Annotated in this window: 21 protein-coding genes; 12 read left to right on the forward strand and 9 right to left on the reverse strand. The window is 41.9% G+C overall.

Features of this window, described 5'->3' with window-relative positions:
- Nucleotides 1-29: 29 nt before the first annotated feature.
- Nucleotides 30-701, reverse strand: a complete 672-nt coding sequence (locus MSTHT_RS02670) for a flavodoxin family protein (RefSeq protein ID WP_048166449.1) — start codon at nt 699-701, stop codon at nt 30-32.
- Nucleotides 702-1,674: 973 nt separating this feature from the next.
- On the opposite strand from MSTHT_RS02670, the gene MSTHT_RS02675 reads away from it, so the two are divergent.
- The 6 genes from MSTHT_RS02675 to MSTHT_RS02705 all read left to right on the forward strand — a co-directional run bounded on the left by MSTHT_RS02675 (nt 1,675) and on the right by MSTHT_RS02705 (nt 10,262).
- On the forward strand, nt 1,675-3,129 hold the full coding sequence (locus tag MSTHT_RS02675; RefSeq protein ID WP_048166450.1) for a protoporphyrinogen/coproporphyrinogen oxidase: 1,455 nt from the start codon (nt 1,675-1,677) through the stop codon (nt 3,127-3,129).
- A gap of 381 nt (nt 3,130-3,510) precedes the next feature.
- A complete protein-coding gene (locus tag MSTHT_RS02680; RefSeq protein WP_231588160.1) occupies nt 3,511-4,392 on the forward strand; it encodes a hypothetical protein in 882 nt (293 codons plus the stop codon).
- A 247-nt stretch (nt 4,393-4,639) separates the two neighbouring features.
- A complete protein-coding gene (locus tag MSTHT_RS02685) occupies nt 4,640-5,398 on the forward strand; it encodes a hypothetical protein (protein WP_231588161.1) in 759 nt (252 codons plus the stop codon).
- Between the two features lie 417 nt (nt 5,399-5,815).
- Nucleotides 5,816-7,318 (forward strand): NosD domain-containing protein, encoded by a 1,503-nt coding sequence (locus tag MSTHT_RS02690; protein WP_052721815.1) that lies wholly within the window; start codon nt 5,816-5,818, stop codon nt 7,316-7,318.
- A 303-nt stretch (nt 7,319-7,621) separates the two neighbouring features.
- Nucleotides 7,622-8,506, forward strand: coding sequence for a hypothetical protein (locus MSTHT_RS02700; protein ID WP_048166452.1), 885 nt, complete (start codon nt 7,622-7,624; stop codon nt 8,504-8,506).
- Nucleotides 8,507-9,509: 1,003 nt separating this feature from the next.
- Nucleotides 9,510-10,262, forward strand: coding sequence for a hypothetical protein (locus MSTHT_RS02705; protein WP_048166453.1), 753 nt, complete (start codon nt 9,510-9,512; stop codon nt 10,260-10,262).
- Between the two features lie 53 nt (nt 10,263-10,315).
- Here MSTHT_RS02705 and MSTHT_RS02710 read toward each other — a convergent pair whose 3' ends face one another.
- The 7 genes from MSTHT_RS02710 to MSTHT_RS02740 all read right to left on the reverse strand — a co-directional run bounded on the left by MSTHT_RS02710 (nt 10,316) and on the right by MSTHT_RS02740 (nt 17,727).
- On the reverse strand, nt 10,316-10,921 hold the full coding sequence (locus MSTHT_RS02710; RefSeq protein WP_048166454.1) for an aminodeoxychorismate/anthranilate synthase component II: 606 nt from the start codon (nt 10,919-10,921) through the stop codon (nt 10,316-10,318).
- A gap of 124 nt (nt 10,922-11,045) precedes the next feature.
- Nucleotides 11,046-12,728: an anthranilate synthase component I gene (gene trpE / locus MSTHT_RS02715; RefSeq protein WP_048166455.1), complete on the reverse strand. Its 1,683-nt coding sequence runs from the start codon at nt 12,726-12,728 to the stop codon at nt 11,046-11,048.
- Entirely contained in the window at nt 12,715-13,425 is a 711-nt protein-coding gene (locus MSTHT_RS02720) for a phosphoribosylanthranilate isomerase (RefSeq protein ID WP_048166456.1), read from the reverse strand. Before MSTHT_RS02720 ends, trpE begins: the two co-directional genes overlap by 14 nt.
- A complete protein-coding gene (trpD, locus tag MSTHT_RS02725; RefSeq protein ID WP_048166457.1) occupies nt 13,422-14,522 on the reverse strand; it encodes an anthranilate phosphoribosyltransferase in 1,101 nt (366 codons plus the stop codon). The genes MSTHT_RS02720 and trpD overlap by 4 nt, the downstream gene beginning before the upstream one ends.
- Nucleotides 14,523-14,628: 106 nt before the next feature.
- Nucleotides 14,629-15,420: a tryptophan synthase subunit alpha gene (gene trpA, locus MSTHT_RS02730; protein ID WP_048166458.1), complete on the reverse strand. Its 792-nt coding sequence runs from the start codon at nt 15,418-15,420 to the stop codon at nt 14,629-14,631.
- A 1-nt stretch (nt 15,421) separates the two neighbouring features.
- Nucleotides 15,422-16,696 carry a tryptophan synthase subunit beta gene (gene trpB / locus MSTHT_RS02735; RefSeq protein ID WP_082086733.1) on the reverse strand — a complete coding sequence of 425 codons (1,275 nt, stop codon included), beginning with the start codon at nt 16,694-16,696 and terminating at the stop codon, nt 15,422-15,424.
- A 227-nt stretch (nt 16,697-16,923) separates the two neighbouring features.
- Entirely contained in the window at nt 16,924-17,727 is an 804-nt protein-coding gene (locus tag MSTHT_RS02740) for an indole-3-glycerol-phosphate synthase (RefSeq protein WP_048166459.1), read from the reverse strand.
- Nucleotides 17,728-18,147: 420 nt separating this feature from the next.
- On the opposite strand from MSTHT_RS02740, the gene MSTHT_RS02745 reads away from it, so the two are divergent.
- Nucleotides 18,148-18,480, forward strand: coding sequence for a hypothetical protein (locus MSTHT_RS02745; RefSeq protein ID WP_048166460.1), 333 nt, complete (start codon nt 18,148-18,150; stop codon nt 18,478-18,480).
- Between the two features lie 160 nt (nt 18,481-18,640).
- Here the strand turns inward: MSTHT_RS02745 and MSTHT_RS02750 are convergent, their stop codons facing one another.
- Nucleotides 18,641-19,030, reverse strand: coding sequence for a hypothetical protein (locus tag MSTHT_RS02750; protein ID WP_149761731.1), 390 nt, complete (start codon nt 19,028-19,030; stop codon nt 18,641-18,643).
- 439 nt (nt 19,031-19,469) lie between these two features.
- Between MSTHT_RS02750 and MSTHT_RS02755 the strand changes: the two genes are divergently transcribed.
- The 5 genes from MSTHT_RS02755 (at nt 19,470) to MSTHT_RS02775 (ending at nt 24,893) form a co-directional block, all read left to right on the forward strand.
- Nucleotides 19,470-19,937, forward strand: a complete 468-nt coding sequence (locus tag MSTHT_RS02755; RefSeq protein WP_048166462.1) for a peptidylprolyl isomerase — start codon at nt 19,470-19,472, stop codon at nt 19,935-19,937.
- Nucleotides 19,938-20,272: 335 nt separating this feature from the next.
- Complete coding sequence (locus MSTHT_RS02760; RefSeq protein WP_048166463.1) at nt 20,273-21,940, forward strand: adenosylcobalamin-dependent ribonucleoside-diphosphate reductase; 1,668 nt, start codon at nt 20,273-20,275, stop codon at nt 21,938-21,940.
- 143 nt (nt 21,941-22,083) lie between these two features.
- Complete coding sequence (locus MSTHT_RS02765) at nt 22,084-23,049, forward strand: DMT family transporter (protein ID WP_048166464.1); 966 nt, start codon at nt 22,084-22,086, stop codon at nt 23,047-23,049.
- A gap of 105 nt (nt 23,050-23,154) precedes the next feature.
- On the forward strand, nt 23,155-24,027 hold the full coding sequence (locus tag MSTHT_RS02770) for a DMT family transporter (RefSeq protein ID WP_048166465.1): 873 nt from the start codon (nt 23,155-23,157) through the stop codon (nt 24,025-24,027).
- A 182-nt stretch (nt 24,028-24,209) separates the two neighbouring features.
- A complete protein-coding gene (locus MSTHT_RS02775; RefSeq protein ID WP_048166466.1) occupies nt 24,210-24,893 on the forward strand; it encodes an ABC transporter ATP-binding protein in 684 nt (227 codons plus the stop codon).

The raw sequence follows: 24,893 nt of genomic DNA on the forward strand, positions 1-24,893 counted from the left end.
AAACCAATTGGATAATTCTATGCGAAATTTTATTCTTTTAACCAGCCTTTCTCCATCCAGTAATCACAATTATGTGTCCAGTCCTCTTTGTTGGCAAGAATTACGTGTTTGAACTGCTCCCTCCAGGCTTGCTGTCTTGCTTCCTGTTCAGGATATTGCCGCTTTTCCTCTATCGCTTTAACAAGATCTCTACCCATCTCACGCGATTTTATAATAGCTTCTTCCATTGCCGAAGGACCTTCTGACATTACACAGCCCACTCCCCCTATGGCTTTGCCTCCGCACTGCACTATATAATTATCCATTATACCAAGCACAAAATCGATTTCACCGCTGCCTGCGGTTGTTAAGGAAAGGCCATATTTTCCGTCAAAGAGTTGTTCGTGGACGATAAGCGGGCTTCTATCAAACAGGGTCTTTAGCTGGGCTGTAACATTAGTTATGTAATTGGGGCTGCTCAAAATTATACCGTCGGCAGCCAGCAACTTTTTCAGTACAGGCTCAAAGTCATCTTTTATTGCGCATACTCCTGTCTTATGGCAGGAATTGCATGCCATGCAGTAATTAATCTTCATCTTCGCAATATCAATTGATTCGATCTCTGCTCCTGCTTCTGCGGCTCCTTCAAGAGCGGCGTTTACAAGTTTCAAAGTGTTGCTCTGCTCGCCTCTTGGGCTTGACTGTATCCCGACTATCTTCATAAACTTCCCCTCGATTTATTTTTACAAAAAGTAACAGTACTATATTTAACTGAAGCTTTATTACCCCTTTTATAACTTTTAAAAAGCGCTGGATGGCATGGATAACTGTAATATTGAAGTTTTAGCATTGTATAATATTTTTAATATTCTGGAATTTCTTAGCAATTCGAGATATTTTTAGAGCTATACAAAAGTATAAGTGCCTGATAAATTTTTAGCAGGAAAACTTGAATATATGTAGAGAGTATTAACTATGTAAGTAATGGGGGGATGTACTCATGGCAAAAATGAAAAAATTTATAAAATATTTGATTTTAGGTATTTTCATTGGAATAATACTGATTTATCTCAAGTTTAAAAGAGTAGAAATAAAGGAATAAACGTTAAACAATTCTAAAAAATCTTTGAAAAATGTTCTTTCCAAATCTTTTATTTTTTAAAGTGTTTTTTTATTTACATCCAGTTAAGGATGTTTTTTCAGTCTAATATCAGAAAGGATTCTAAAAGATAACCCTTCAAGAAATAAGGAATCAGGGTTTAGAATTACTCTGGAATGCTCTAAGAATTCTAGAATAGCACGAGAGTAGATAACAATTTCTCAAGTTTTTATGATATCATGCTAAAATACCTTTAATTTATAGAGAATGATACAAATAAAATAATATATATGTCACATTTTCAATATTCTTTATCATCGACGACTGTTAATTATAAATATTATTTTTTCTCTATTGTACTCTCCAATTGTCTGGGAAAGAGTCTAAAACTAATAAATGATTAGCAATGTAATACTATTCCAAGAAATCCAGGACTTCCAGAAAATCCCGGACTTGGATTGATTTTTTATAGTCTCACATATTTTAATTAACCATTCCATTAATGTGAGGCTCTGTTGTGAGTTGAGAGAAATAAAGTGCATAACTGCATTGAATTATAACTTAATTCACTGGAAAAAGCTGAGGTAGTTAGCAGCATGAAAAAATACGATGCAATTATTGTCGGGGCGGGTATAAGCGGGCTTTTAGCGGCGCTTACGCTTTCAAAGCATGGAAAAAAGGTTCTTGTTCTTGAAAAAAGACGGTATCTGGGTGGAAACTGCAACAGCTACATGGTAGACGGCTATCAGGTGGACACTGGAGTACACGCGATAACTCATCTGGTTGAAGGACCCCTTAAAAGGCTGATGGATAACTACTTTGACTTTTTGCCGGTATTCGAGGACTACGGATATTACTATATCAGGACTGAAAACGGACTTACCAAGGTTCCTTCCAACCTTAAAGATTTCATAACTTTTGATGTGCTTCCGAGAAAGGATAGAGTCCTGCTTTCACAAACCCTGACAAAAGCTTTTACCCTTTCTTCATTCGGGATAGACCTTTCTGACAAGTCAGTGTATGATTTCCTGCCTAAAGGTCTTTCAAAGGAAACCTATGATTTCGTAGATACGATGGCAGCTTTCCTATCAGGTCGGTCAATGAAAGAAACCTCTGCTCATCGAGTCCTGTCAGGAAGCAGTTTTGTCAGGGACAGCATTACCCAGGAACAATTTGAAGCGATGATCGGCAGACTGGAACCAAAAAAACGGCAGTCAACGGAGTCTATCCTTGCTTCGATCCTTCCATCTCATCTTCACGCTTCCCTGCAGTCCAGGATGACCAAGGTTACCCAGCCTTTTACTTCCCTGGAAAGACTTGCAACGAATGAGGTGAACTACTCTCAGGGCTACCCAAGAAAAGGCTTAAAAGCCTTGCTCAACGCCATTCTTTATTCTCTGCCCGAGACCGTAGAGATTAAAAAAGAATGTGAGGTCAAATCCATCCGTGTGCAGGACGGAAAAGTTTCAGGCGTGGAAGCCGACGAGATTTATGCATCTGATCTTGTTATTTATACGGGCTTTGCAACTGAGCTCCCCAGACTTATAAAAGATCTTCCCCAAGAGTATATTGAAAATCTGAAAGGTATAGTCCGCAGCAAAAGCCTGACCATCTGGTTGGGACTGGAAAAAGAGCTTCCCGAATTCAATTACACAGGCTCAGAAATCTGGTTCAAAGATTTTGCTTACTGGGCAATGCCTATCAGTAACTATGACCCTTCGCTTGCCCCCAAGGATAAACAGCTTATAGGCTTTTCTTTCGTTATCGATGAGAATGAAAGCGAGGAAAAGGAGCTTAAGAAAGCCTACGAAACAATTTTCCGTGCCCATCCTGATCTGGAGAAGCATATAGAAATGCAGCACGAACAGATAATGATCCCTGAGAAAGCCGCAGTCACAATTAATGGGAAATTCGCAGATATTCGAACTCCGGTCAAAAATCTCTATATTGCGGGCACAGATACTGATAAGCGCAGCATGGGGATTACCCGGGCTTCGTACTCGATAATCGAACTTTTAAAGATCCTTAATGAAGACGGAAACCTTCATTAAACTCCTTGCTCCGTGTTTAGTATACTTGTTTCCCTTTCTTTCTGGATCGGCGCAGAGAACTTATTTTTAACCTCTTTCTCAATACCTTTTTCTATTCTTGGGATCCTGCTTGCCAGATCCCAGCTTAAAGGATTCGAAGATGCAAATAATATTTATCTACATTTTTAATTTATCATCCGCGTGGATAAAATAAATTTCAAAAATTTATTATTTAATAACCTCTATAGACTTTTTTAATGTCAGATATTTTCAGTCAAATACTTTTCAGGGTTTTATTATTATTTCAGAGGCTAAAAATCCTTGAACAGTGCTTTTTTTTCATGATAAAGCTAATATCCTCACATATCTATACATACTTGAGAGAGAACCTGGGGGCACGAAGTGATCATACCGCTCGATGAAAATGAGGCACTGGAACTGGGACTTAATCTGGTTGATGAGAAGAATGAAGCCGAGATTAATGAAGTCCTTGACTATCTCTTCGAGCTTGTGCTGAAGTATGCAAAAGAAGGACAGGAAGATGACACAAAACGACTGATCGAATATATTAAGAAGATAGGACAGGCGGCAGCTACTGCCGGACTTGAGTCGATCGTTGTTAATACCCTTCTACTTTTTCCTCAAGTTGCCAGAGAAGCATGCAAGCAGCATATGGAAAATGCACTTGTGAGCATAGCACTCGCGTTTGGAGAAATTGGAAAGTTCGCGGCGGGGAAAAGAATGAAAACTCCCGCAAAGATTGCAGCCTGCTGCCTTGGGGAGATGGGAAACACCGCGGCTTCTAGAGGAGCCAGAAAGGAAACAGTTGCAGTTATTTTTGCTCTTGGGGAAATTGGAAAAAGCGTTACATGGCAGAGATTGGGAGATGTCGCAAGCAGTACAGTAGCCCTTATCGGGGAAGCCGGAAAAATTGCGGCAAGACAGAAATTTGAGGATGCAGCATTGAATGCTGAGCTGTTGCTTCAGGAAATTGGAACAGGGGCTATTGAGAAAAACCTGAAAGAAACTGCGGATATAAGTTTTCGTTCTATCCGTGACATAGGAAAAACTGCAGACAGGCAGGGACTTAATAGGGCTTTACTTCAGGCAGCCTATTCACTTGAAACAATTAAATTTAATGCCGAGGACCGCTATTTGATGAACGCATCTATAATTGCCGAAGTGGCTCTCCTGCACTTTGAAAGATTGGAAATTCAAAGACTGGAAGAGAAGCTGTATAAATTTTCCAGATGTAAGAGGAAATATCCAGGTATGGGATTTTGAACTTTTACATTCAGGTTAATAGTACCCTTATAAAGTTAAATTAAGGCAATCAGCTCAGTGTCAATTAATCCAGGCGTAGAATAGCAATATCTGCTCCAGGGAAAGAAGTGAAGGAAGAATTATCTGGCTTTAAGATGCCTTTTCCCGAAATAAGAATTTAAGTGGGGTGTTCTGAACGTCTATTTTAAACGAAGCTGGGGCAACAGACCTCGGGCTAACTTCAGTTAAGGATAATGATGAGCTTGGTGTGCTACGATCAATAGATTTCCTTACAGAACGGGGAACCGAATACATAAATAAGAAACTTGAGCCCGATGCAAAAAAGGCAATTATCAGTATAAGATATATAGGCAGCGCGGCTGCTTTCCAGAGGATGGAAATAGGGGTGTTTTTATCGCTTTTTTCACTTGGAAAGATGGCCAGAATTGCAAGAGAACAGGAGATGACCGATACCGGTTTAAGTATCCTTTATTCTCTATGCGCGATTGGTAAAGCGGCAGTTGGGCAGAATATGGAGGCTGCTGTCAGGATTGCAGTCGCATACCTTGGAGAAATTGCAAATTCCGCATCGCTTCAGAAAATCGAGAGAGAGACTCTGGTCGCGGCTCTGGCTATAGGCTCTATAGGAACAGAAACTTTTGGACACCAGAGTATTAGAGTTCCGGACAATGGAGGATTTCTCCCTCCAAAATCATGTATTATCTTGTCCCAATCTCATGGAAAAGATGCAATTATCTTCTCAGGAGAATTTCCGGGCATTTTCAGCCTGTTTATTCAACAGGGAACAGATATCGCCCTGAGCGCTCCTGCTCTCTCAGAAGATGAAATTTCTTACACGGACCTCAGTGATCTCGAAAATCTAATCATGAAAACTATCAGTTCTCTGGATACGATGGTTTTTGAAGTTAAAGAAAAGTTTTTAATAAGTCATATGCTTACGACAAAACTTGCTCTGGACACTCTCAATGGTTCTGAATATATACATGAGGCTGAATCCTTGGATTGAAAGTTTCATAAAGCTTAATTGCAAGCTGCACCAGTAGGCTTGTCTGAGTTTCAGTCCAGGAACTCCCTGGATTTCGGATAAACCATTAAACTCAATACAGCTGAAAAGGGCTTAATTTACTGACAGGTTTTAAAAGCCAGAATTTCATCTTTTTTATTGACTGTGCCGCCGAATAAAGAAAAAGCTATATACCAGCTATTTAGGGTTTCTTCACCGGCGGCTCTGCATGTTTTAATTATGCTTTAAGGACGAATTCTGATCTTTAAAATAATAAGAATTTTAGAATTTAAGGCTCATTTTTCAGAATATATATTTCCAAATGATTTTATTATTCCAATTTATTATTCTTACGTGCTGTAATAAAATCAGAATTTATTTTTGCCGGGGCAACTTTACCAATCAGGGGGTTATTGGTTCATGAAAAGCGAGTTAGTTCAGATTATTCTCATAATTTTTCTTATTATGCCTGGGATAGCCGTAGCCCAGGGTAATGCTTCTGTTATTATAGTAAATAACAGTGGGGAAGGAAACTATACTTCGATCCAGGAAGCTGTCAGGAATGCTCAGAACGGAGATACAATTCTTGTAAGCCCTGGGGTGTACAGGGAAAATATAAAAGTAGATAAGGGGCTCACAATTCTCTCATATTCCACGCTTTCAGGCAGTCAGACTGACCGTACCTATGTTATAAGCGCAATGCCTGGCAATGCTGTCTTCAATATCAGCGCAGGCAACGTGACAATAGAAGGTTTTCATATTGCAGGAGATCCCTCTGGTACGGATAAGTACGGGAATGCAGGGTTTTACCTTGAAAATGTGCAGAACTGTACATTACGTGATAACGCACTGATGCTTAATGATCTGGGCATTGTTCTCAAGAATTCTCAGGGCAACTATCTTGAAGGAAACCTTGTAAGTCTTGGAAGTAAGGGAATTATGCTTGGCAATTCTGAGAATAATGTACTGTCAGAGAATCTGGTAGTGAAAAACGACCAGGGAGTTTCGTTGAACAATTCCTTTAACAATACTCTTATTAACAATACTGCAGATTCAAACGAAATAGGCATCTTCCTGGAAATGTCACAGGGGAATAAACTTGCTTACAATCTCATTTTGAAAAATAAATACGGAATTCGGGGTCAGTTAGCAGGGACAAATGTTCTGACCAGTAATAATCTGTACCTCAACGACGTTGGAGTACATCTTAGTGATTCATCTAACAATTCGCTCTATGAGAATGAATTTATTAATGCGGTCAATGCCATAGATGAAGGAAAGAATATCTGGAACAGCAGTTCAGCAGGTAATTTCTGGGGAAATCATGAGAGGGCAGAAGCTGATGAGAACGGCATAATAGGCACGCCCTATGTTATTAACATGACTGGTGGGGCTGCAGACTATATGCCTTTGATAAACAGGCTTTCCTCAGATGACAGTTCACAGAATCGGAACATCAAAGGTAATACCTTATTGACCCTGTTTAATAAGAAATACCCTCCGATTTTCCCAGGTACCCGGGAAAAAGGAGTTGTTATCGAGACGACTGAACTTGAGCAGATAAACAAATCCCTTGAAGAAGGACCGGTTTTTTTGAGACTCGGAGCTGAATGGTGCAGCGCCTGCCAGTCCATGAAACCTATCCTTGATGAGCTGGCAGCCGAGTACGGAGAAAATATAACGATTATGTCCGTAAACATCAACCAGAACATCGAGCTTGCGACTTATTTTGATGTAGGCTATATCCCTGACTCTACCGTAATTATGGACATTGAGGATGGGAAGTACATTTACATGCAGCAGGATGGGAATATAACCACAGACAGAGTCAGAGCAAGAATTGTAGGATTACAGAATAAGGATGAATATGAAAAAGTTCTGAAACATGCCCTTGCCTATGAAGAAAAAAGAAAAACCGTATAAATGGAATCTCTGGCAAAGTAGACTCAATCTGAACTCGACTTCAAAACCTGAGATTCCATAAAAACGGAAAATACCCTTTTAAATGAACTGTCTCAATTACAAAATAGTAACACTAATAATCTCGTAACTTCATAGAGTAAGCCGGTCTTTAATTGCCTGTACGGGCTATATGCCCCACGCGAATTTACAACCGACAGTATGCGAAGAATGCGAGGCAGCAATTGAGAAATCACAGGGAGAGACCTGAGACTTAAAGTGTTATGACTTAAAGTGCTATATCATAAATAAAGAGGGGCAAAAAGAATGATTACATTAAATGAGGCAGAGGCAGTTGAGGTAAGTTTATCTGCTGTTGACGAAGGAGATGAGACCAGAGCTTTCCAGGCTCTGGATTCCCTTACAGGGATTGCGGCAGATTTCCTTTCTGAAAATGAAGAGGCAGATGCCGAGAGAGTTATTTTATCAATTGAGAGTGCTGCACACGCAGCTGCAGAAAGAGATATGGAACTTGTTGCCATCAATTCAGTTCTGTCCCTCGGGAAACTGGCAAGGGCAGCAGCAGATAAAGGATTTGATTCCGCCCTGAGCAAAGCCTTTATAGCAATAGGAAGAGTGGGAAAAACTGCTGCTGCACATTCGCTTGAAGCAGGCTCTAAGGTCGCTGCTTCAACCCTTCTGGAGATCTGGAAGTTTTCCTCCGAATCGTGGGATCAGGAAAAAATAATTACCATCTCTTTGCTTTTTAAAGAGATAGGAGCCTCTGCTGCCAAAAGTGGTATGGAGGAAGCCATACTCAGTGCAGTTACAGGTCTGGGAGAACTCGGGAAAAGGACTGCAGCAGATAACCTTGAACTTGAGACTGTCAGTGCTCTGCTTTTGCTTGAGGAAGTAGGCAAGCTTGCTGCAGAGAATTACTTTGACGAAGCCCTTAGTTCAACAGCGCTTTCCATAGAGGATATTGGAAAAATATGTAAAAAGAAGGGGCTCAGTGATGCGGTTTTACAATGCCAGTGGGCACTTGAGACCCTTCGAGTTCAGGCTGAGGAAAAAATGCTGAATAACTCTTCAGTAGTGGCGGAACTGGCGCTGGATAATTTCACAGAAACAGGCTATATTGAATCTGAGGAAAAGTTGGAGAAGTTTCAGGAAATAAAAACCCTTCAGGAAAAAATTCAATCTAAGCTGTAAACACAGGGCAGATGGCTATGTGATCAGGTTATTTCAGGAACCTATTACATAGCCACATCTTTACATTACCAAAATCTTAATATAATTGAGTTTTGGTTTTAATTAACAGTCTGACGGAAGCAGCTGAATTCAAAGAACAACCTTAAGCCTCTCAATCAGGAATTTTTTTTCATCCGGGAACTTAAAAGGTGCTCTAAAGAAGCAGGGCCTGTCAAAGTTGAGAGAAGTGCATGGAAACTATTAAAAGATTTCTTACTTACTTTAAACCATAAGATTTAAATAAATTATTGAAGTATTTCCTCTAAAACAAAAGAATCACCCTGCTGATAAATGTTTGAGATTTCGAAATGGAATAACCATATTCATCTTCCATATTTCGTTGTGCACCCAGTATTCAACACAGCTGGTCAGGTAGGAGGAAGGTAAGGAGTCGAACCCTTCTTCCTACCGGAGGTTGGTCTTGCTCATGCAGGAGAACACGCAAGAAAGCCTGTATGAGTTTTTTTGTTCATACAATATATATTATGCATGAAATGTATATAACTTTTTCTATTTTATCAATATGTAAATTATACGAATGGTTCCTGCATACCATTTTTTGAAAAGGATATAAGAGAATCTTAAAGAGATAATATATTTAGTAATTCTTTACTATTTATAAGCGATTGATCTACAACTTATCTGCGACTTATCTAATTGACTTACCTGTTCCATCAACTTCTAAATCGACTTATCTATTTCATCAACTTCTAAAATATCTATTTTTCAAGCTTTTATATATTCTAATCAGCGTTTACAGGGAATTTGTTAATTAAGCAGAGATTTAAAAGTTTTTTATTTATTTTCCAGCTTTTTAGAAGATTTTTTTAAAATAATTTCTCTGAAATTTCCAATATACTTTTAAAATTATAGGAAGCCTAATATCCGAGTAAACCTATATAAATAATTAAACTCTTAAAATGCGAAAACTTTTCAAAGGATTTTACTGGAAAGGGGTTTTAATATGTTCTCAATGAACGAACAAAAGGCTATTGAACTTGGAGAATCTGGAGAGCGAGCGGTAAGAGAGCAGAATGAATATGATGCGCTCCAATATATTGACTATCTTCGGGAATTCGGGGAAGAGCTGCTTAATGCCGATCTAGAGAAGGATTTAAAAAGAGTCGTTATCTCAATCCGGAACATTGGCAATAAAGCTGTCCAGAATAGGATGGATAACGTTGCGTACACAGCGCTTAGTGAACTTAAAATACTTTCTGAACCTGCACTTGACAAGAACTTCTCAAACGCAATGTGGTCTTTTTCAAAAGCTATACAGGAGATTGGAAAAGGAGCAGTACAGTTTCAGATGCTTGAACCTGCCCAAATTGCTATTGATGCGCTTAAGATGATAGGACTGGGCGCAGTTGAAAAGAGAATGGAAGTCGTAACCTTGTGGACTACCCTGGCTCTTGAGGAAATAGCTTACCTTGCAAAACGGCAGCAGCTTGAAGATTTCAGCAAGGCAGCAATGGACGCCAGAGAAGAGATTATAGAAGCCTCAGAATTAGCTAATTTCAAGACAAGAGAGGAAATAGAGAAATATCCCCAGCTCATTGCTCAGACTGTAAGTCAATATTCGGAGCTCCAGAATCTCCAGCCTGCAGGTTATGCAGCCAAGCCTAATGAAGAGTTCACAGAAGAGGAATTCTTTGAGGACGAAGGAGATACTGGGGAGCAGGAGCCCGAAACTGAGGCTGCCAAAAAGGAAAAGTGAGCCCCTGATAATCAGTGAAATGAACCTGGGCTCCACGAGAAATTTTTGACTATTTAGACAGCCATCTGTCTTTTTTTATAATTTCTGGAAATTTCCAGAAATCTCTCGATTATTTTCAGCCCACTTGGAGTAAGTACGGATTCCGGATGGAACTGCAAGCCATAGATCGGATACTGTACATGCTCCACCGCCATTATGCTTCCATCCTCTGCCCTGGCAGTTATTTTTATCCCCGGCGCAGGCTCGCTGATCTCAAGGGAATGATATCGGCCAGCCTCGAACGGACCTTCAAAGGCTGAGAAAAGTGCAGATTCCTCATGCATGATGATTTTTGAACTTTTTCCATGCACTGGTCCGACTTTGCTTCTTCTAACCAATCCGCCGAAAGCCACATTGATCGCCTGGTGCCCGAGGCAGACTCCAAGAAGAGGGATCTCTCTGCCCAGCTCCCTGATTATTTCCAGGCAGTTTCCTATATCTCTGGGATCCAGAGGGCTCCCCGGACCCGGTGAAATAACAAGGGCATCAGGCTTTATTCTCCTTAGTTCTTCTAGAGAAATAGTATTGGGAAGTACGAGAGTATCTTTTTCGAAATAAGAAATATAGTCTACAAGATTCCACACAAAGGAATCTTTATTGTTTATAAAAACAACCTTCACCTTAAATTTCCCCCAAGTTTACAGTTTCTGGTATCTTTTCTCCTCGCTTTTCCTTTCAGGATTTTTTACTGAAAAACCTGTAATCTGGCTTTTTTGTTGTAATAAGCCTTTAATAATCCTTTTTTCATGTATTTAACCCCGGAATTGCTATATAATTCTCTCCACCTATCGCTGCAAGCATTGCTGCCATTTTACGCTCAGTCTCCCGAAATTCATATTCCGGATCAGAGTCTGCTACAATTCCTGCCCCAGCCTGCACTGAGGCTCTATTACCTTTCACAAGCACGGTACGGATAACGATTGCAAAATCGGCATCCCCGTTCCAGCTGTAATAGCCTACTCCACCGCCGTAGATTCCTCTGGGAGAAGTTTCAAGCTTGGAGATAATCTCCATTGCCCGGATTTTAGGAGCTCCAGAGAGCGTCCCTGCCGGGAATACAGCCCTGAAAGCATCGAACTGATCGCATTCCGGTCTCAGTTTTCCTGAAACCGTACTTTCTATGTGCTGGACATGGGAATACTTCAGAACCTTCATAAATTCGGAAACCTTTACTGAACCGCTTTCTGCAACCATTCGAACATCGTTTCTCCCAAGGTCGACAAGCATTACATGTTCAGCTCTTTCTTTCTCATCATGCAACATGCGTAAAGCAAAAGCTTCATCCTCGGCTTCGGTTTTTCCGCGTGGGCAGGTACCTGCAATTGGGTTTATAATCACGGTCCTTTTATGGACAGTTAACAGAGTTTCTGGGCTTGCCCCCACAATTGCCAGATCCCTGAACTCAAAAATATACATGTAAGGGCTCGGATTGATTGATCGAAGCCGCATATAAATTTCAAAAGGCGTCTGTTCAAGCCTGAACTCGAGTTTTCTGGAAAGGACTGCCTGAAAGATGTCTCCTGCAAAAATATGCTCTTTTGCCTGGAGTACAGATTTCTTGAACTCCTGTTCCCCAGTACGGCATTCAAAAGCCGATAATCCTGAAGATTCTGGTGCATCTAATACTGCACCTGACAGTCCGGTTTTTATCGAATCTCGGCAAAAGCTAGTTTCTTTGAGCATAGAATAGAGCTTCTCAGCATCCTGCAGGGCTTTTTCATAGATTTCCCCAGCATCAGAATCCGGGTTTACAAAAGGAGTAAGCACAATAAATACTTCTTCAGCTACATGGTCAAATATGAATGTTTTTGAAACGAGCAGGTACTGGAGTTCGGGAATCTCGGATTCAAAGCCTTTTTCAACTCCAAGCCAGCTGTCATAGATAGCGTCATAAGCTGTATAGCCTATGGCGCCGCCCAGAAAGGTCTGCCTATCAAAACGCCGTGCATTAAGGATCTCCAGCCCATTTGCAGGAGGAAAAACCAGGCGCAGGCCATCGAAAGCATCCTTTCCGTGAGGTATTGGAGCTGTTAATTTTATATTTTTCAGTCCGGAGTTATCTTTCTCCTGCTTCTCTTCCTTCACGGCTTCAGATCCACAGGCTTCCTTGATTTTTGACCTGACTTCTTCAAAAAAGGGCAAAGCATCCGAGTTCAGAAGCTCAAGGGAAATTCTCCTATCATTTATTTCAATTACAGCATCCGGATCGCTTCCAACAAAGGAATACCTTGCCCGACTTGCCTGTTTTTCCACGGATTCCAGCAGGTAAGAATAGCCAGACTTTCCTGAATTCCGCAGGGTGCGGTAAAGTTCAAGGGGAGAACAGGTAATTGCATCTATTCTTGCAAGAAGCTGGATAAAGACTGGCTGGCTTATGCCTGAAGCAAGCGCTTTGAATTCTTCTTTTCCAAGGTCAAAGGAAAGCATCGGCACACCTCACTTTTTCAATAAAGCTTTTGATTTTCATGGCATCTTTTTTCCCGCTGGTCTCAACCCCGGATGCTGTATCAACTGCATAAGGGGAAACAGCCCTGATCGCTTCCTGCACATTTTCGGGCTTGAGCCCGCCTGCAAGGATAAGAGGAAGCCTTGTTTGCTCTGAGATTCGCCTGCTCAGAGTCCAATCGTGCACGCAGCCTGTGCCTCCGGGCTTTCCAGATTTCGCCGTATCGAGCAGAATTGAATCTACAACTTCGGTTTCTTCCAGAAGGTTGACCTTCTCAAACAAGCTTGAAACCGAATTCATGTAAAGGGTTTTTTCACCTGTGGTTTTCCCATGTAAGGGCACAAATAGAGTTTTTATAATAGGGATGTTCGTTTTTTCTTTTATTATCTCGAGTTCTAAGAGGGGCAGTTCGGAATGGATCTGTACGATATCGGGATTTACTTTTTCAATCAGCTTTACAGCTGTATCCGAATTCTCAGGCATAATAACCAGTACAGCACTCAGGGTTTGAGGAACACTGGAAACCAGGTAAGCAGCAGTAGAGGAATCAAGCCTTCTTGGACTTTCGATAGGAACCTCTGTGATAAATCCCACTGCATCGGCTCCGTAGAGATCTGCGAGTTCTATTTCTTCAGGGGTGCGGATCCCACAGATTTTCGTTCTTGTTTTTAATTTCAAGCCCTCTCCCCCGAAGCCGGGCTTAATATAGAAGTTCTGGAACAAACTTTGATGTCTTTTCCCGAAAGACTTACCTTACTGCTCTGCCTGTAAAACCCTGAGGTAAAAGTCCTAAACTGGTTGAATTTAACCATGACTTTTCCGCTGTCAATAGCATCCTCAGCGATAGGAATAGCCTGCCGTATAGAACTCACAATCCCGCTAACGTAAAGAGCTGCGGCAGCATTTATTATTACCAGATCCCTTTTCGGACCTTTCTTGCCCTTGAAAATCTGCAGCAAATCCCTGGCATTTTCCTTCGGAGAGCCGCCTAAAACATCATCCAGGCTTGCTCTCAGTATACCCAGGGATTCAGGGGTCAGGGTATAAGTCGAAACCTTCCCCTGTTTTAGTTCTGCAACATAGGTCTCACCCGTATTTGAAATTTCATCCATTCCATCTCCATGCACTACAAGGGCATGTTCGGTTCCAAGTTCAGCAAGGGCAAAAGCTATTGGCTCGCAGAGTTTCTTATCAAAAACCCCTATAACCTGTCCTTTCGCACCTGCCGGGTTTGTAAGGGGTCCAAGAATATTGAATATCGTGCGGACTCCGAGCTTCTTCCTGACCCCCGCAACCCTTTTCATAGCAGGGTGGAAAACCGGAGCAAACATGAACCCTATTCCTATTTCTTCAATTGTCTGCTTGACGGGTTCAGGTGCCAGGTCAATTTTAATTCCCAGGGCTTCGAGCACATCCGAACTTCCTGACTTTGAAGTAGCAGCTCGGTTTCCGTGCTTGGCTACAGGTACGCCTGCAGCTGCTGTTACTATTGCTGCGGCTGTCGAAACATTAATTGTATTAAGCCCGTCCCCTCCTGTACCGCAGGTGTCTACAAGCCTGAAAGGTGTTCTGGGCTTGATTGTGTTTGCGGCTTTCTTCATTCCCCTTACAAAACCTGCAATTTCAGCGGGCTTCTCCCCTTTTGCCCTTAGGGCAAGCAAAAACATCCCGATCTCCTCATCATTTGCAGTGCTGAGGATTTTGTCTATTGCTGCTTCGGCTTCGTCTGGGCTCAGATCACAGCCTTCTTCCAGCTTTTTAATATACCTCTGCATATCTCCTGCCTCCTTTCAATTCCTGATCTTTCCCTTTCCAATCTGTTCCAGAAGCTTCGCAACTTTTCACGTCATTGACTTTCCTGGTTTTTTTCCAAAATCTCTTTTAACTGGCTCTCTTCATTCCGGATTTGAGTTCTTTTGCAAGAGCCTCCAGCCTTTCGTTCACGTCCTTTCCTTCTTCTATAATCTTGACAAAAGCCGAGCCGACTATGACCCCATCCGCTCCTGCTGCTCTAATTTCCTCTGCCTGTTTTCCCGTAGAGATCCCGAATCCTACAGCCTTCGGGAGTGTTGTTTGTATTCTAGAAAGCAACTCTTTTGTTGAGGACGAGACATCTTTCCTGGCACCCGTGACCCCTAACCTTGAGATAAGGTAGAGGAAACCTGAACCCTTTTCCAGGATCTTTCTAACTCTTGCTTCGGTTGTTGTGGGAGCAACCAGAAAGATAAGATCAAGCCCATGCTTCTCACAGCTATATTTCAGGTCAGCCACTTCCTCAACAGGAATATCAGGCACTATCAATCCACTTATTCCGGCGTCAGCAGCCTGTTCTACAAATTTTTCCACTCCGTACCTGAACACAGGATTGTAGTAGGTCATGCAAACAAGCGGAATCCGGACCTTTAGGGCTTTAACAAGCTCAAAATAACGTTCTGTATCCATGCCAGCTGCAAGTGCCCGCTGACCTGCTACCTGGATGGTTGGTCCGTCCGCTACAGGATCTGAAAAGGGGAAACCCAGTTCTATAATGTCCGCTCCTCCGTTTACTAGAGCCTTAACAATCTCCCCTGTTTGCTCTGCGGTTGGATCTCCTGCCATTATGTAGCATATAAGGGCTCCTTCGTCCTTCTTTCTGAGTTCGGAGAATTTCTCGGAGATTTTTTGCCTTCTCATCTCAGACTCCCCCCTTCAGGCTCAGGACAGTTTCCAGATCCTTATCCCCTCTTCCGGAAAGGTTTACAACCACTACCTCTCCCAGTTCTCCGGCTTCTGACGCTTTTTTCAGGTAAGCAAGGGCGTGAGAGGATTCAAGAGCAGGAATTATTCCTTCAAGCCTGCTCAGTTCATGAAAAGCTTCAAGGGCTTCGCTGTCGGTCGCATATCGGGCTGTAACCCTGCCGCTTTCAGAGAGATAAGCTAGTTCAGGCCCGACTCCTGAGTAATCAAGACCTGCTGAAACGGATTCGGATTCAAGGATCTGCCCGTTTTTATCCTGCAGCACCTTTGTTCTTGCTCCGTGCAGGATCCCTTCTTCACCTGCACAGAGGGAGGCTGAGTGGAAGGCTGCTTTTTCCGTGCACTTCAGGGCTTTTCCACCGGCTTCGACAGCAATCAGCTTGACTTCAGTATTCTCTACAAAGGGATGGAAAATTCCCATTGCATTGCTTCCGCCGCCTGCGCACGCAATTATCGAATCGGGCATATGCCCCTCCTTTTGCAAAATCTGTTCTTTTACCTCGAGTCCTATAACGCTCTGGAAATCCCTTACAATTAAAGGATAAGGATGGGGACCTACAACCGAGCCTATGAGATAGTGCGTGTTTTCTATATTCGTGACCCAATCCCTGAAAGCCTCGTTAATGGCATCCTTAAGGGTTTTTGAGCCAGTCTCCACGGGCTTTACTTCCGCACCCATGAGTTCCATACGATAGACATTCATCTGCTGGCGTTTGACATCCTTGGCTCCCATGTACACAACAGTTTCAAGTCCGAGATTCGCCCCTGCCATAGCTGTTGCAGTTCCGTGCTGTCCTGCCCCGGTTTCGGCAATTAGCCTGGTTTTTCCCATATATTTTGCAAGCAGTGCCTGTCCGATGGCATTGTTTAACTTGTGGGCTCCTCCGTGCACGAGGTCTTCCCTTTTGAGATAGATTTTTGATCCGTATTTTTTGCTCAGATTCCGGGCAAAATAGAGTGGGGTCTTCCTGCCGGCAAATTCCCGCAGGTAATAGTCAAGCTCGGCAAGGAATTCAGGGTCGTTTTTATACCGCTCATAACCTTCTTCCAGCTCTTCTAAGGCTGGCATGAGGATTTCAGGTACATATTGTCCCCCATAATTCCCGTATTTTCCTTTTACCTGGGTGGTCGTTCTGGAATATTCCTTCGAACCTGCAAGCTCATTTAAACATGAATCTTCTGTCGGAAATTTTGAAATTTTAATCCCTGTCAACTCAATTACTCCCTTATTATTTGTGCAATTCTGTAGCATGGCTTTGATATCGCATCTGGCAGCATGGTTTTTGGTATAATGATTAAAGCAAAATCCAAGCAAAGTTCAGTTTGAATCTATCCTGAAAGAATCCTGAACAAATCTTAATGAACCTTGAATGGATTTTGAGAGGATTTTTCAACCCTGTCCAGCAGGCTGAAAGCTCCGAAAAGTCTGAAAAATAGTTATTAACGCCAGCAAATGCCCTGGACAAATTCTTTCGTTTTATCAAAAACAGAATCACTTTCCATAAGTGCAGATCCTATGAGCACGGCATCTGCGCCTGCCTGGACTGCCCTCCGAACATCCTCTACTCTGTTCATCCCGCTTTCGCTTATTATAAGGTGCCTGGTCCCATGGTCAAGGTCGTATTCCCGGATAAGAGGAGCCAGTTCTTCCGTGGTAGCGAGGTTAGTTTTAAGTGTCTCAAAGCTCCGGTTATTTATTCCTATAATTCTTGCATCAGTTTTCAGGGCGGATTCAAGTTCTTCTCTGTTATGGACCTCAACCAGTGGCTCAAGTCCTTTTTCAAGGGCAAGCTCAACAAAAAGCTCAAGTTCTTCCCCAAGAATGCCTGCAATGAGAAGCACAAGATCACTTTCGGCTTCTTCAAGCTGTCTTTTGTCAATAATAAAGTCTTTTCTCAGAACAGGCAAACATACGGCTTTTCGGACTGTATCCAGGTTTTCAAGCGAACCCCGGAATACTCCGGGCTCAGTCAGAACAGACACTGCAACAGCACCTGCTTCTTCCATCTCCCTGGCAAGCCTGGCTGCCATTTCAGGCGAAATATCCCTGAAAGTTCTCCCTGGTGATGCGGGCTTAATCTCTGCAATTACAGGCACCCGCCCGTCATTCTTTGCATCTGCCACCGCAGAGAAAAAATCCCTTTTCTCAAAGCCCGTACTCAGGTCTTCACGGCAGGTTTGTGACCCGAAAGCCTGTACGCGGGTTTTTGTTGTGTTGAGGATATGGAGGATTGAAGTGTGCATTGTTTATCACTGATGTATATTTATGCTCATCAGTGACTAATGACGGACATAGTATAAATAGATTTTGGGTAAGGTTGTGTAGTTTATGGAGTTAAGATCTTTCTACCCTCATTAAAAAAATCGGGGACTAAAATTGATGCATATCAATAAATAAGTCCCATTATTGCTTTGAATTGCAGCAATCTGATAATACTATATTTTCACATTACTTTCCACAGAAACAGATACCTCTCCGTGTACTGGTGATATGAAGAGGTTGTATAAGCCCGGCTGCCTGTTAGAAAGAGAAGCCCAAGAATATAGTTTCTAATTATACCTTCTCAGGAAATTTTATACTATTATTCCAATTAGTGAGTATCTTATATTATGCCAATTGACAAAACGCAATTATTAGAAATCATTGAAAATCAGGTGATATATATGGCAATTTCTGGACAGTGGAATCTTCATTATAGTTGGGGCTGCAGTGGAAGTTACATTCAGGTTGGGATAACTTTCAATAGTAATGGCACTTTCAGTATCCCATCACAAAACCTTGCTGGAAGATGGACTCAAAACGATGGAATGATACTCTGGCAGTTTAATAACAATGCAAGTTACGGGGGAAATCTTGCTGGAAACGCAATGGTTGGTATAATGTCTACCTTTGCCGGATTAAATGGCTGCTGGTATGCAATAAAGGCAGGAAGCACAGTAATGCCGGCTGAAGAGGAAAAGGTAGAATTTGACGCAGCCGGCGAAGAGGTGAAATAACAAAAACAAGTGGATTATTTGAAAAGTTGTCAAAATGAGTATTTACCAGACATTTGCTCACAAAGCCTGTACATCCAAAGCATCCTTCTCGATTTCATTATTAACGTTAATCCTCTAGATTTCAGTATTAGCATTAACCCTTCAGATTTCACTATCAACCTCAGCCCAGCACCTCTACCATTGTTTCTAGGCATTTGAGCATATTTGCATTTGTGGACATGCTGCTGTCAGGCTCTCCAAAGATCGAATTGGCAACTTCTATCATATCTCCCATGTATTCGAGGCTTGTATTGAGCTGTGCCCTATTTTCATTCAAGGAAATCAACGCAGTTTCCATTTCGCTCAGGTTTTCAGGAGCCTGTTCGATCTGTTCAGTTCCATTGTATGTTAATGCAGAATTCGTTTTCTCAATTTCATCCACCAGAATATTCTCCACTTTGTGATTTAATGCTACCGAAACTGGAAGCACCAGTAGCACAACCAGGAGAATTGCTGCTATCTGCAGGTAAAATCCCCGGCGTCTCTCCATAAGAATTTCCCCCACTGTCACTTATCTAGATTTAATAAAAGTTTCCTCCTTGGTAGGAAATAATCTAATTAGTATATAAAAAATTAGTTATTCGTATAAAATTACAAATCAAGTATAACACATTGTAAAGAGCAAAGAATCCCTAAAAACCCTAGAGAAATGTTATCCAGCTTATTAGCTGTTAGCCTCAGTGAACGAAATATGATGGTGCCGTCAATAAACTGATACTTTTCCTCTAAATTAGCCCTCTTGAGCGAAGCGAAAAGGGCAGCGTGCTGTTGCACTTGCAGTGCAACTCCTAGAAAATCTTCGATTTTCTGTGATCCCGAAGCGCAATTCGGGCGGTACGGAACTCGGGCAGCGAAGCATTTACATGCAAGACGAACATAAAGTGCACAAAAAGCTGCCAGAAAGGTTTGCGCAATAAAGACTAAACCAAAAGACTATCAGAGGAAAATTAATGGTTGTTTGGAAGGGAAAGAAAGTGGTCCTGCATACCACTATGGGCGATATAACAATTGAACTGTTTGAAGACATGCCAATTACGGCAGGAAATTTCGCAAAACTTGTTGAGCAAGGTTTCTATGATGGAGTTATTTTCCACAGGGTAATTGACAACTTCATGATTCAAGGCGGAGATCCGACAGGTACGGGCATGGGTGGACCTGGCTATACTATTCCGGATGAGTTTACAAACCACAACCGGAACGACAGAGGCACCATAGCAATGGCAAATGCAGGTCCCAATACCGGTGGCAGCCAGTTCTTTATAAACCTCGTGAATAACAATTATCTCGATAAAATGCACCCTGTTTTCGGGAAGGTAGTTGATGGCATGGATGTTGTGGATTCTATCGGTAAGGTGAAGACTGACCGCCAAGATCGTCCGAAAACTGAGGTAAAAATTATAAAGGCTGAACTGGTCTAAAATTTCTTTTATTTAAGGGTAATCCCTGCTCTTATTTTTACTCTTTTTTATTTTTTAATTTTCTACTCTATTTTAATTTTTAACTTCTTTTAATTTTTAATTTCTTTTAATTTTTTAATCTTTTTAATTTTTAATCTTTTTTAATTTTTTAATCATTTTTACTCTTCTTTACTTTTTTTCTCTTTGTTCTTACTCTCTGTTTTCTTAACTTTTCTTTCTAATCGAAATTACTGACCGCATTTTCGGATACAATGATAAAAAAGCCCGTCCAATATGAATATAATTTCTTTTTGCGGAAATTGAAGCCTGCTGAATTTTCACAGGAGAAGAGATTTGTGTGGGAAACAGAAGAAGGATTAGATTTTCTGGCAAGTGAAACCCTTAAAGCCAGATATCTGCTTGAGGGAGAAAAGGATTGGAACGATATTTGTGAGAGAGTTGCAAAGGCAATAGCGACAAGTGAAAAAGAGTATCTGGAGTTTAAAGACCTAATCATCAAAAAAATCTTTCTTCCGAGCTCTCCCACGCTCATGAATGCGGGCACAGAATTCGGACAGCTTGCAGCCTGTTTTGTAATACCCGTTGAGGACAGCGTTGAGGAGATCTTTAATTCGATCAAAATCGCAGCCCTGATTCAAAAAACTGGAGGAGGCACAGGTTTTAATTTTTCAAAAATACGCTCTGGCTGTTCTTCCGGCTCCTGTGCTGATAAAGAAGAGATCGGTCCTGTATCCGTCATGAAACTTTTCAATGAGGCAACTGAAATCGTAAAGCGATATGGAAAACGCCGGGGAGCCAATATGGGCATCCTTGATATTTCCCACAATGACATTCTTTCTTTTATCAGGGCAAAACGTGTAGAGGGAGAATTAAGCAATTTCAATATCTCGGTCATGATTCCTGACGCTTTCATGGAACTCGTTGAGGCTGATAGGGTCGATGAAGTCTGGAACAGACAGACAGGTCTGACGGTTGGGCAGATCTTTTCTGAAATTGTTGAGGGAATCTGGAGAAACGGCGAACCAGGAGTTCTTTTTTATGACCGCATAAATAGAGACAATTTCACGCCCGCACTTGGCGACATCTCGGCTACCAATCCTTGCGGGGAAGAACCGCTTCTGCCATTTGAATCCTGCAACCTGGGTAGCATTAACCTTTCCCTTTTCGTTGTTGACGGAAAAGTAAACTGGGATTTTCTAAGGGAAGTAGCCGGAAAAGCTATCCGTTTCCTGGATAATGAAATTGACAAGAATGCATATCCTGTACCAGAGATCGAGGCTGCAACAAAAAAGACCCGGAAAGCAGGGCTTGGGGTAATGGGTTTCCATGATATGCTTTTGAAGCTTGGGTTGCCTTATGACTCCCTGGAAGCTCTTGAGCTTGCGGAAAAACTTATGGAACAGATTACCTGGGCTGCAATTCGGGAATCCAGAAAACTCGCTGCGGAAAAAGGACCTTTTCCGGAATTTGAGGACTCCACATGGGAACTTCCGATGAGAAATGCAGCATTAACTGCGATCGCCCCAACAGGCACAATTAGCATTCTTGCCAGTTGCTCTTCAGGAATTGAACCAGTTTTCAGCTGGGTATACAGGCGAACTCAGCTCTCAGGCAGGAAATTCACGCTTGTTCATCCTTTGTTTAAAGCACACTTTAAATCAAAACTGACCGAGACTGACTATAACTGGCTTCTTGAGCACGTCTATAAGTACGGTACCCTGCAGAACGTGGAAAAACCTGAACTCGTAAGTGAAGAAGAAAAGCGGCTCTTCAGGTCAGCCCTTGATATTGATTGGAAGGCTCATATTGATGTACAGGCGGCATTTCAAAAGCACTGTCACGGCGGTATTTCGAAAACTATCAATATGCCTCATTCTGCAGGAAAAGAGGATATTAAGCAAGCTTTGATTTATGCCTGGAGGCATGGGCTCAAAGGACTTACCATCTACAGGACAGGAAGCAGGCAGTATGTGGTACTCAGCCTGCAAAAATCTCAAGACTAAAACACAGCGTTTAAATAGGGCTTTGTGCCCTTAAAGCTTATTAATTATACACAAAACAAGATCGGGAGAAAACTTATTAATTATTATTAGAAAGTATTATCTTACTAAAAATATATATACATTCCTTTCCTTCTAAATAATCTATGACTGCTGTTACTAATCATCATCTGGAACTGTTAATCGCTTGCATAATTTACGGTACTGTCGGAATCTACATGCAACACCTGGATGATATGTCCATTGGTTCGATTATTTTTTATAGAGTGCTATTCGGACTTTCAGCCATTATGCTTTATCTGGCAGTTACCGGAAATTTAAATCAACTCGCATTGAAAAGAAAGAAGAACTACCTGCTCCTCCTCGGGATCCTGTATGTTTTGCAAATGTTTTCATATTATTCAGCAATTCGCTATTTAGGAGCTTCTTCAGCCGTTCTGCTTCTTTATACAGATCCTATTTATCTAACAATCCTTGCCCCCCTCCTGCTTGGAGAAAAGAATACAGGAAAAACCATCTTTGCACTTTTCTTGGGCTTGATAGGAGTCTTCTATGTAACAAGGCCAGAAGGAGGTTTTGAACAGCTTGAATTCGGGAGTGATTATCTTAAGGGAGTGCTTTTCGGGCTTGCAGGAGGCCTTTTCAGCAGCGGTGTAATAATCTCAGTTCGTTACCTCAGAGATGAATATAATGGGCTCACCCAGCTCTTCTGGCAAAGTGTAATCAGCCTGTTCTTCTTTTCACCATTTGCAGTTTCCGTTCCACGGAATGTGCTTGCTGAAAACCTTCCAGTCCTTGTACTCTTCGGGGTATTAATAACAGGCGTCGGGGCGGTGTTTTATATAAGGGGTGTAACAGGCGTGAACGCAGTTACAGCCAGCATCCTTACTCTGCTTGAGCCGGTCTCCTGTATATTTTTTGATTACACTATACTTGGAAACCCGATTCACAGTGGGATGCTTACTGGCTGCATTTTCATCCTTGCGGCAGCAATTGTTATAAGCCTGGACGACTCGGTTTCTCTAAGAAAACTGTTTATATGGGACAGAATAACCTTCAACAAGGGAGCTTTTGTCAGAAGAAAACCGGTTTTAAGAGCACATAATAAGTAAAAGTTTCTTTTAATCTTTCTTTTACTTTATTTTTTATCTTTTATTAAAATTTTAATCTTTTCTTGCCCATAAAGGTATATATCAGCAAGCTTTTAACTCTCGTCCATGCCTGTGCAAGAAAGCTCATTAAAACCGCATTTTGAAGTTATAACTGGCAGCATAATTTACGGTACTATAGGGGTTTTTCTGAATATGACTGAAGATATGTCAGCAGGATCCCTCCTTTTCTCAAGGCTCTTTTTTGGCTTCTTTATCATTCTCTTTTACCTGTTGCTCAACAGAGAAATCGAGCAGCTAAGACCTAAAAAGAGAAGAAAGTACTTATTGCTCCTTGGCTTTTCAAATGCAGTAACAGGCATATGTTATTTTTCATCTATCCAATATAGTGGAGTCTCGGTAGCTGTCCTTCTGTTTTATACGGCTCCAATATACGTTAATATACTAGCTCCACCCATTCTCGGGGAGAGTAGAAGCAGTAACAGCTTTCTATCCCTCCTGCTTGCAATCACGGGAGTTTTATTGATCGCCCGACCGTCAGAGATTCTGATTGATACAGGTTCTGACTTTCAGAAAGGGTTTATATTCGGGCTGCTATCAGGGCTATCATTCAGTGTGACTATAATAACAATCCGATATCTCAGGAACGACTACACAGGAATAGCTCAGACTTTCTGGCTGACAGGTATAAGTCTTCTCTTTACACTGCCAGCCGCACTTGCCACCCCACTTGCTGTTTTCGTAAAAAATCTAGACGTCCTGTTTTTCTTCGGCTTAACAATTACCCTTGCGGCTGTAATCTACCTTAAAGGGATCTCAGGAGTCAAGGCACAGACAGGAAGTATTCTTGCCCTAATGGAGCCTGTCTCCGGAATTTTCTTTGATGTGACGATCCTTAAAACCCCTCTTTATATCTCGACTTTTCTGGGCTGTGCTCTGATCCTTGCAGCAGCGTATATTGTAAGTAAAAAAGATGGATAAAAAAGTGGAACGAAAGTCTAAACCGCAAGAATGAGATCTACAGCTCCATTAATAAGAAAGAAGATAGAATGAAGCCTGGTTCATATTAGAGATTTTCCGCAGGATCCTGGGCTTTGCCCAAAAGCTATTTACTAAAAGAGCCTCTATTTTTATCACAATGGTTTTGAAAATGCAGGAAAAGCATGACTGAAGAAAGCCCAATTATCGAGCTTAAAAACCTAACAAAAATATATAAAAACGGAATGGAATTTCGCGCGCTCGACAATGCAAATCTGAAAATTAAGAAAGGAGAATTTGTAGCAATTGTCGGGCCATCGGGTTCAGGCAAAAGCACTCTTATGCACCTTATAGGTCTGCTCGACACTCCAAGTTTTGGGACACTCCTGATAGACGGCAAAGATGTAACGAAAATGTCGGATAAGGAGCGCTCCGAGATGCGGAACAGAATGCTCGGTTTTGTCTTCCAGTACCATCACCTGCTCCCAGATTTCACAGCCCTGGAAAATGTAGCGATGCCGCTCTTGATTGCGGGAAAAAGCAGGAAAGAAGCAAAAGAAATTGCCGAAAAACTTCTTAAGGAGGTTGGGCTTGAAGACCGGATGAATCATAAACCCAGTGAGCTTTCAGGAGGGCAGAACCAGAGGGTTGCAGTAGCAAGAGCACTGAGCTGCTCTCCTGCAATCGTGCTTGGGGACGAGCCTACAGGCAACCTTGATACAAAAACGGGTAACCTGATTTATGATTTGCTCAGGCGGCTGAACAGGCAGTATAATCAGACCTTTATCGTTGTTACTCATAACGAAGACCTGGCATCAAAAGCTGATAGGATTATCAGACTTGTGGATGGGAAAATTACAGATCAGTGA

The sequence above is a fragment of the Methanosarcina thermophila TM-1 genome, assembly GCF_000969885.1.
Classification (GTDB): Archaea; Halobacteriota; Methanosarcinia; order Methanosarcinales; family Methanosarcinaceae; genus Methanosarcina; species Methanosarcina thermophila.

Coding starts and splice junctions, on each gene's coding strand:
- MSTHT_RS02670 (WP_048166449.1), bottom strand. CDS start 701: ATGAAGATAGTCGGGATACAGTCAAGCCCAAGAGGCGAGCAGAGCAAC.
- MSTHT_RS02675 (WP_048166450.1), top strand. CDS start 1,675: ATGAAAAAATACGATGCAATTATTGTCGGGGCGGGTATAAGCGGGCTT.
- MSTHT_RS02690 (WP_052721815.1), top strand. CDS start 5,816: ATGAAAAGCGAGTTAGTTCAGATTATTCTCATAATTTTTCTTATTATG.
- MSTHT_RS02700 (WP_048166452.1), top strand. CDS start 7,622: ATGATTACATTAAATGAGGCAGAGGCAGTTGAGGTAAGTTTATCTGCT.
- MSTHT_RS02705 (WP_048166453.1), top strand. CDS start 9,510: ATGTTCTCAATGAACGAACAAAAGGCTATTGAACTTGGAGAATCTGGA.
- trpE (WP_048166455.1), bottom strand. CDS start 12,728: ATGCTTTCCTTTGACCTTGGAAAAGAAGAATTCAAAGCGCTTGCTTCA.
- trpD (WP_048166457.1), bottom strand. CDS start 14,522: ATGCAGAGGTATATTAAAAAGCTGGAAGAAGGCTGTGATCTGAGCCCA.
- trpA (WP_048166458.1), bottom strand. CDS start 15,420: ATGAGAAGGCAAAAAATCTCCGAGAAATTCTCCGAACTCAGAAAGAAG.
- MSTHT_RS02740 (WP_048166459.1), bottom strand. CDS start 17,727: ATGCACACTTCAATCCTCCATATCCTCAACACAACAAAAACCCGCGTA.
- MSTHT_RS02745 (WP_048166460.1), top strand. CDS start 18,148: ATGGCAATTTCTGGACAGTGGAATCTTCATTATAGTTGGGGCTGCAGT.
- MSTHT_RS02755 (WP_048166462.1), top strand. CDS start 19,470: ATGGTTGTTTGGAAGGGAAAGAAAGTGGTCCTGCATACCACTATGGGC.
- MSTHT_RS02765 (WP_048166464.1), top strand. CDS start 22,084: ATGACTGCTGTTACTAATCATCATCTGGAACTGTTAATCGCTTGCATA.
- MSTHT_RS02770 (WP_048166465.1), top strand. CDS start 23,155: ATGCCTGTGCAAGAAAGCTCATTAAAACCGCATTTTGAAGTTATAACT.
- MSTHT_RS02775 (WP_048166466.1), top strand. CDS start 24,210: ATGACTGAAGAAAGCCCAATTATCGAGCTTAAAAACCTAACAAAAATA.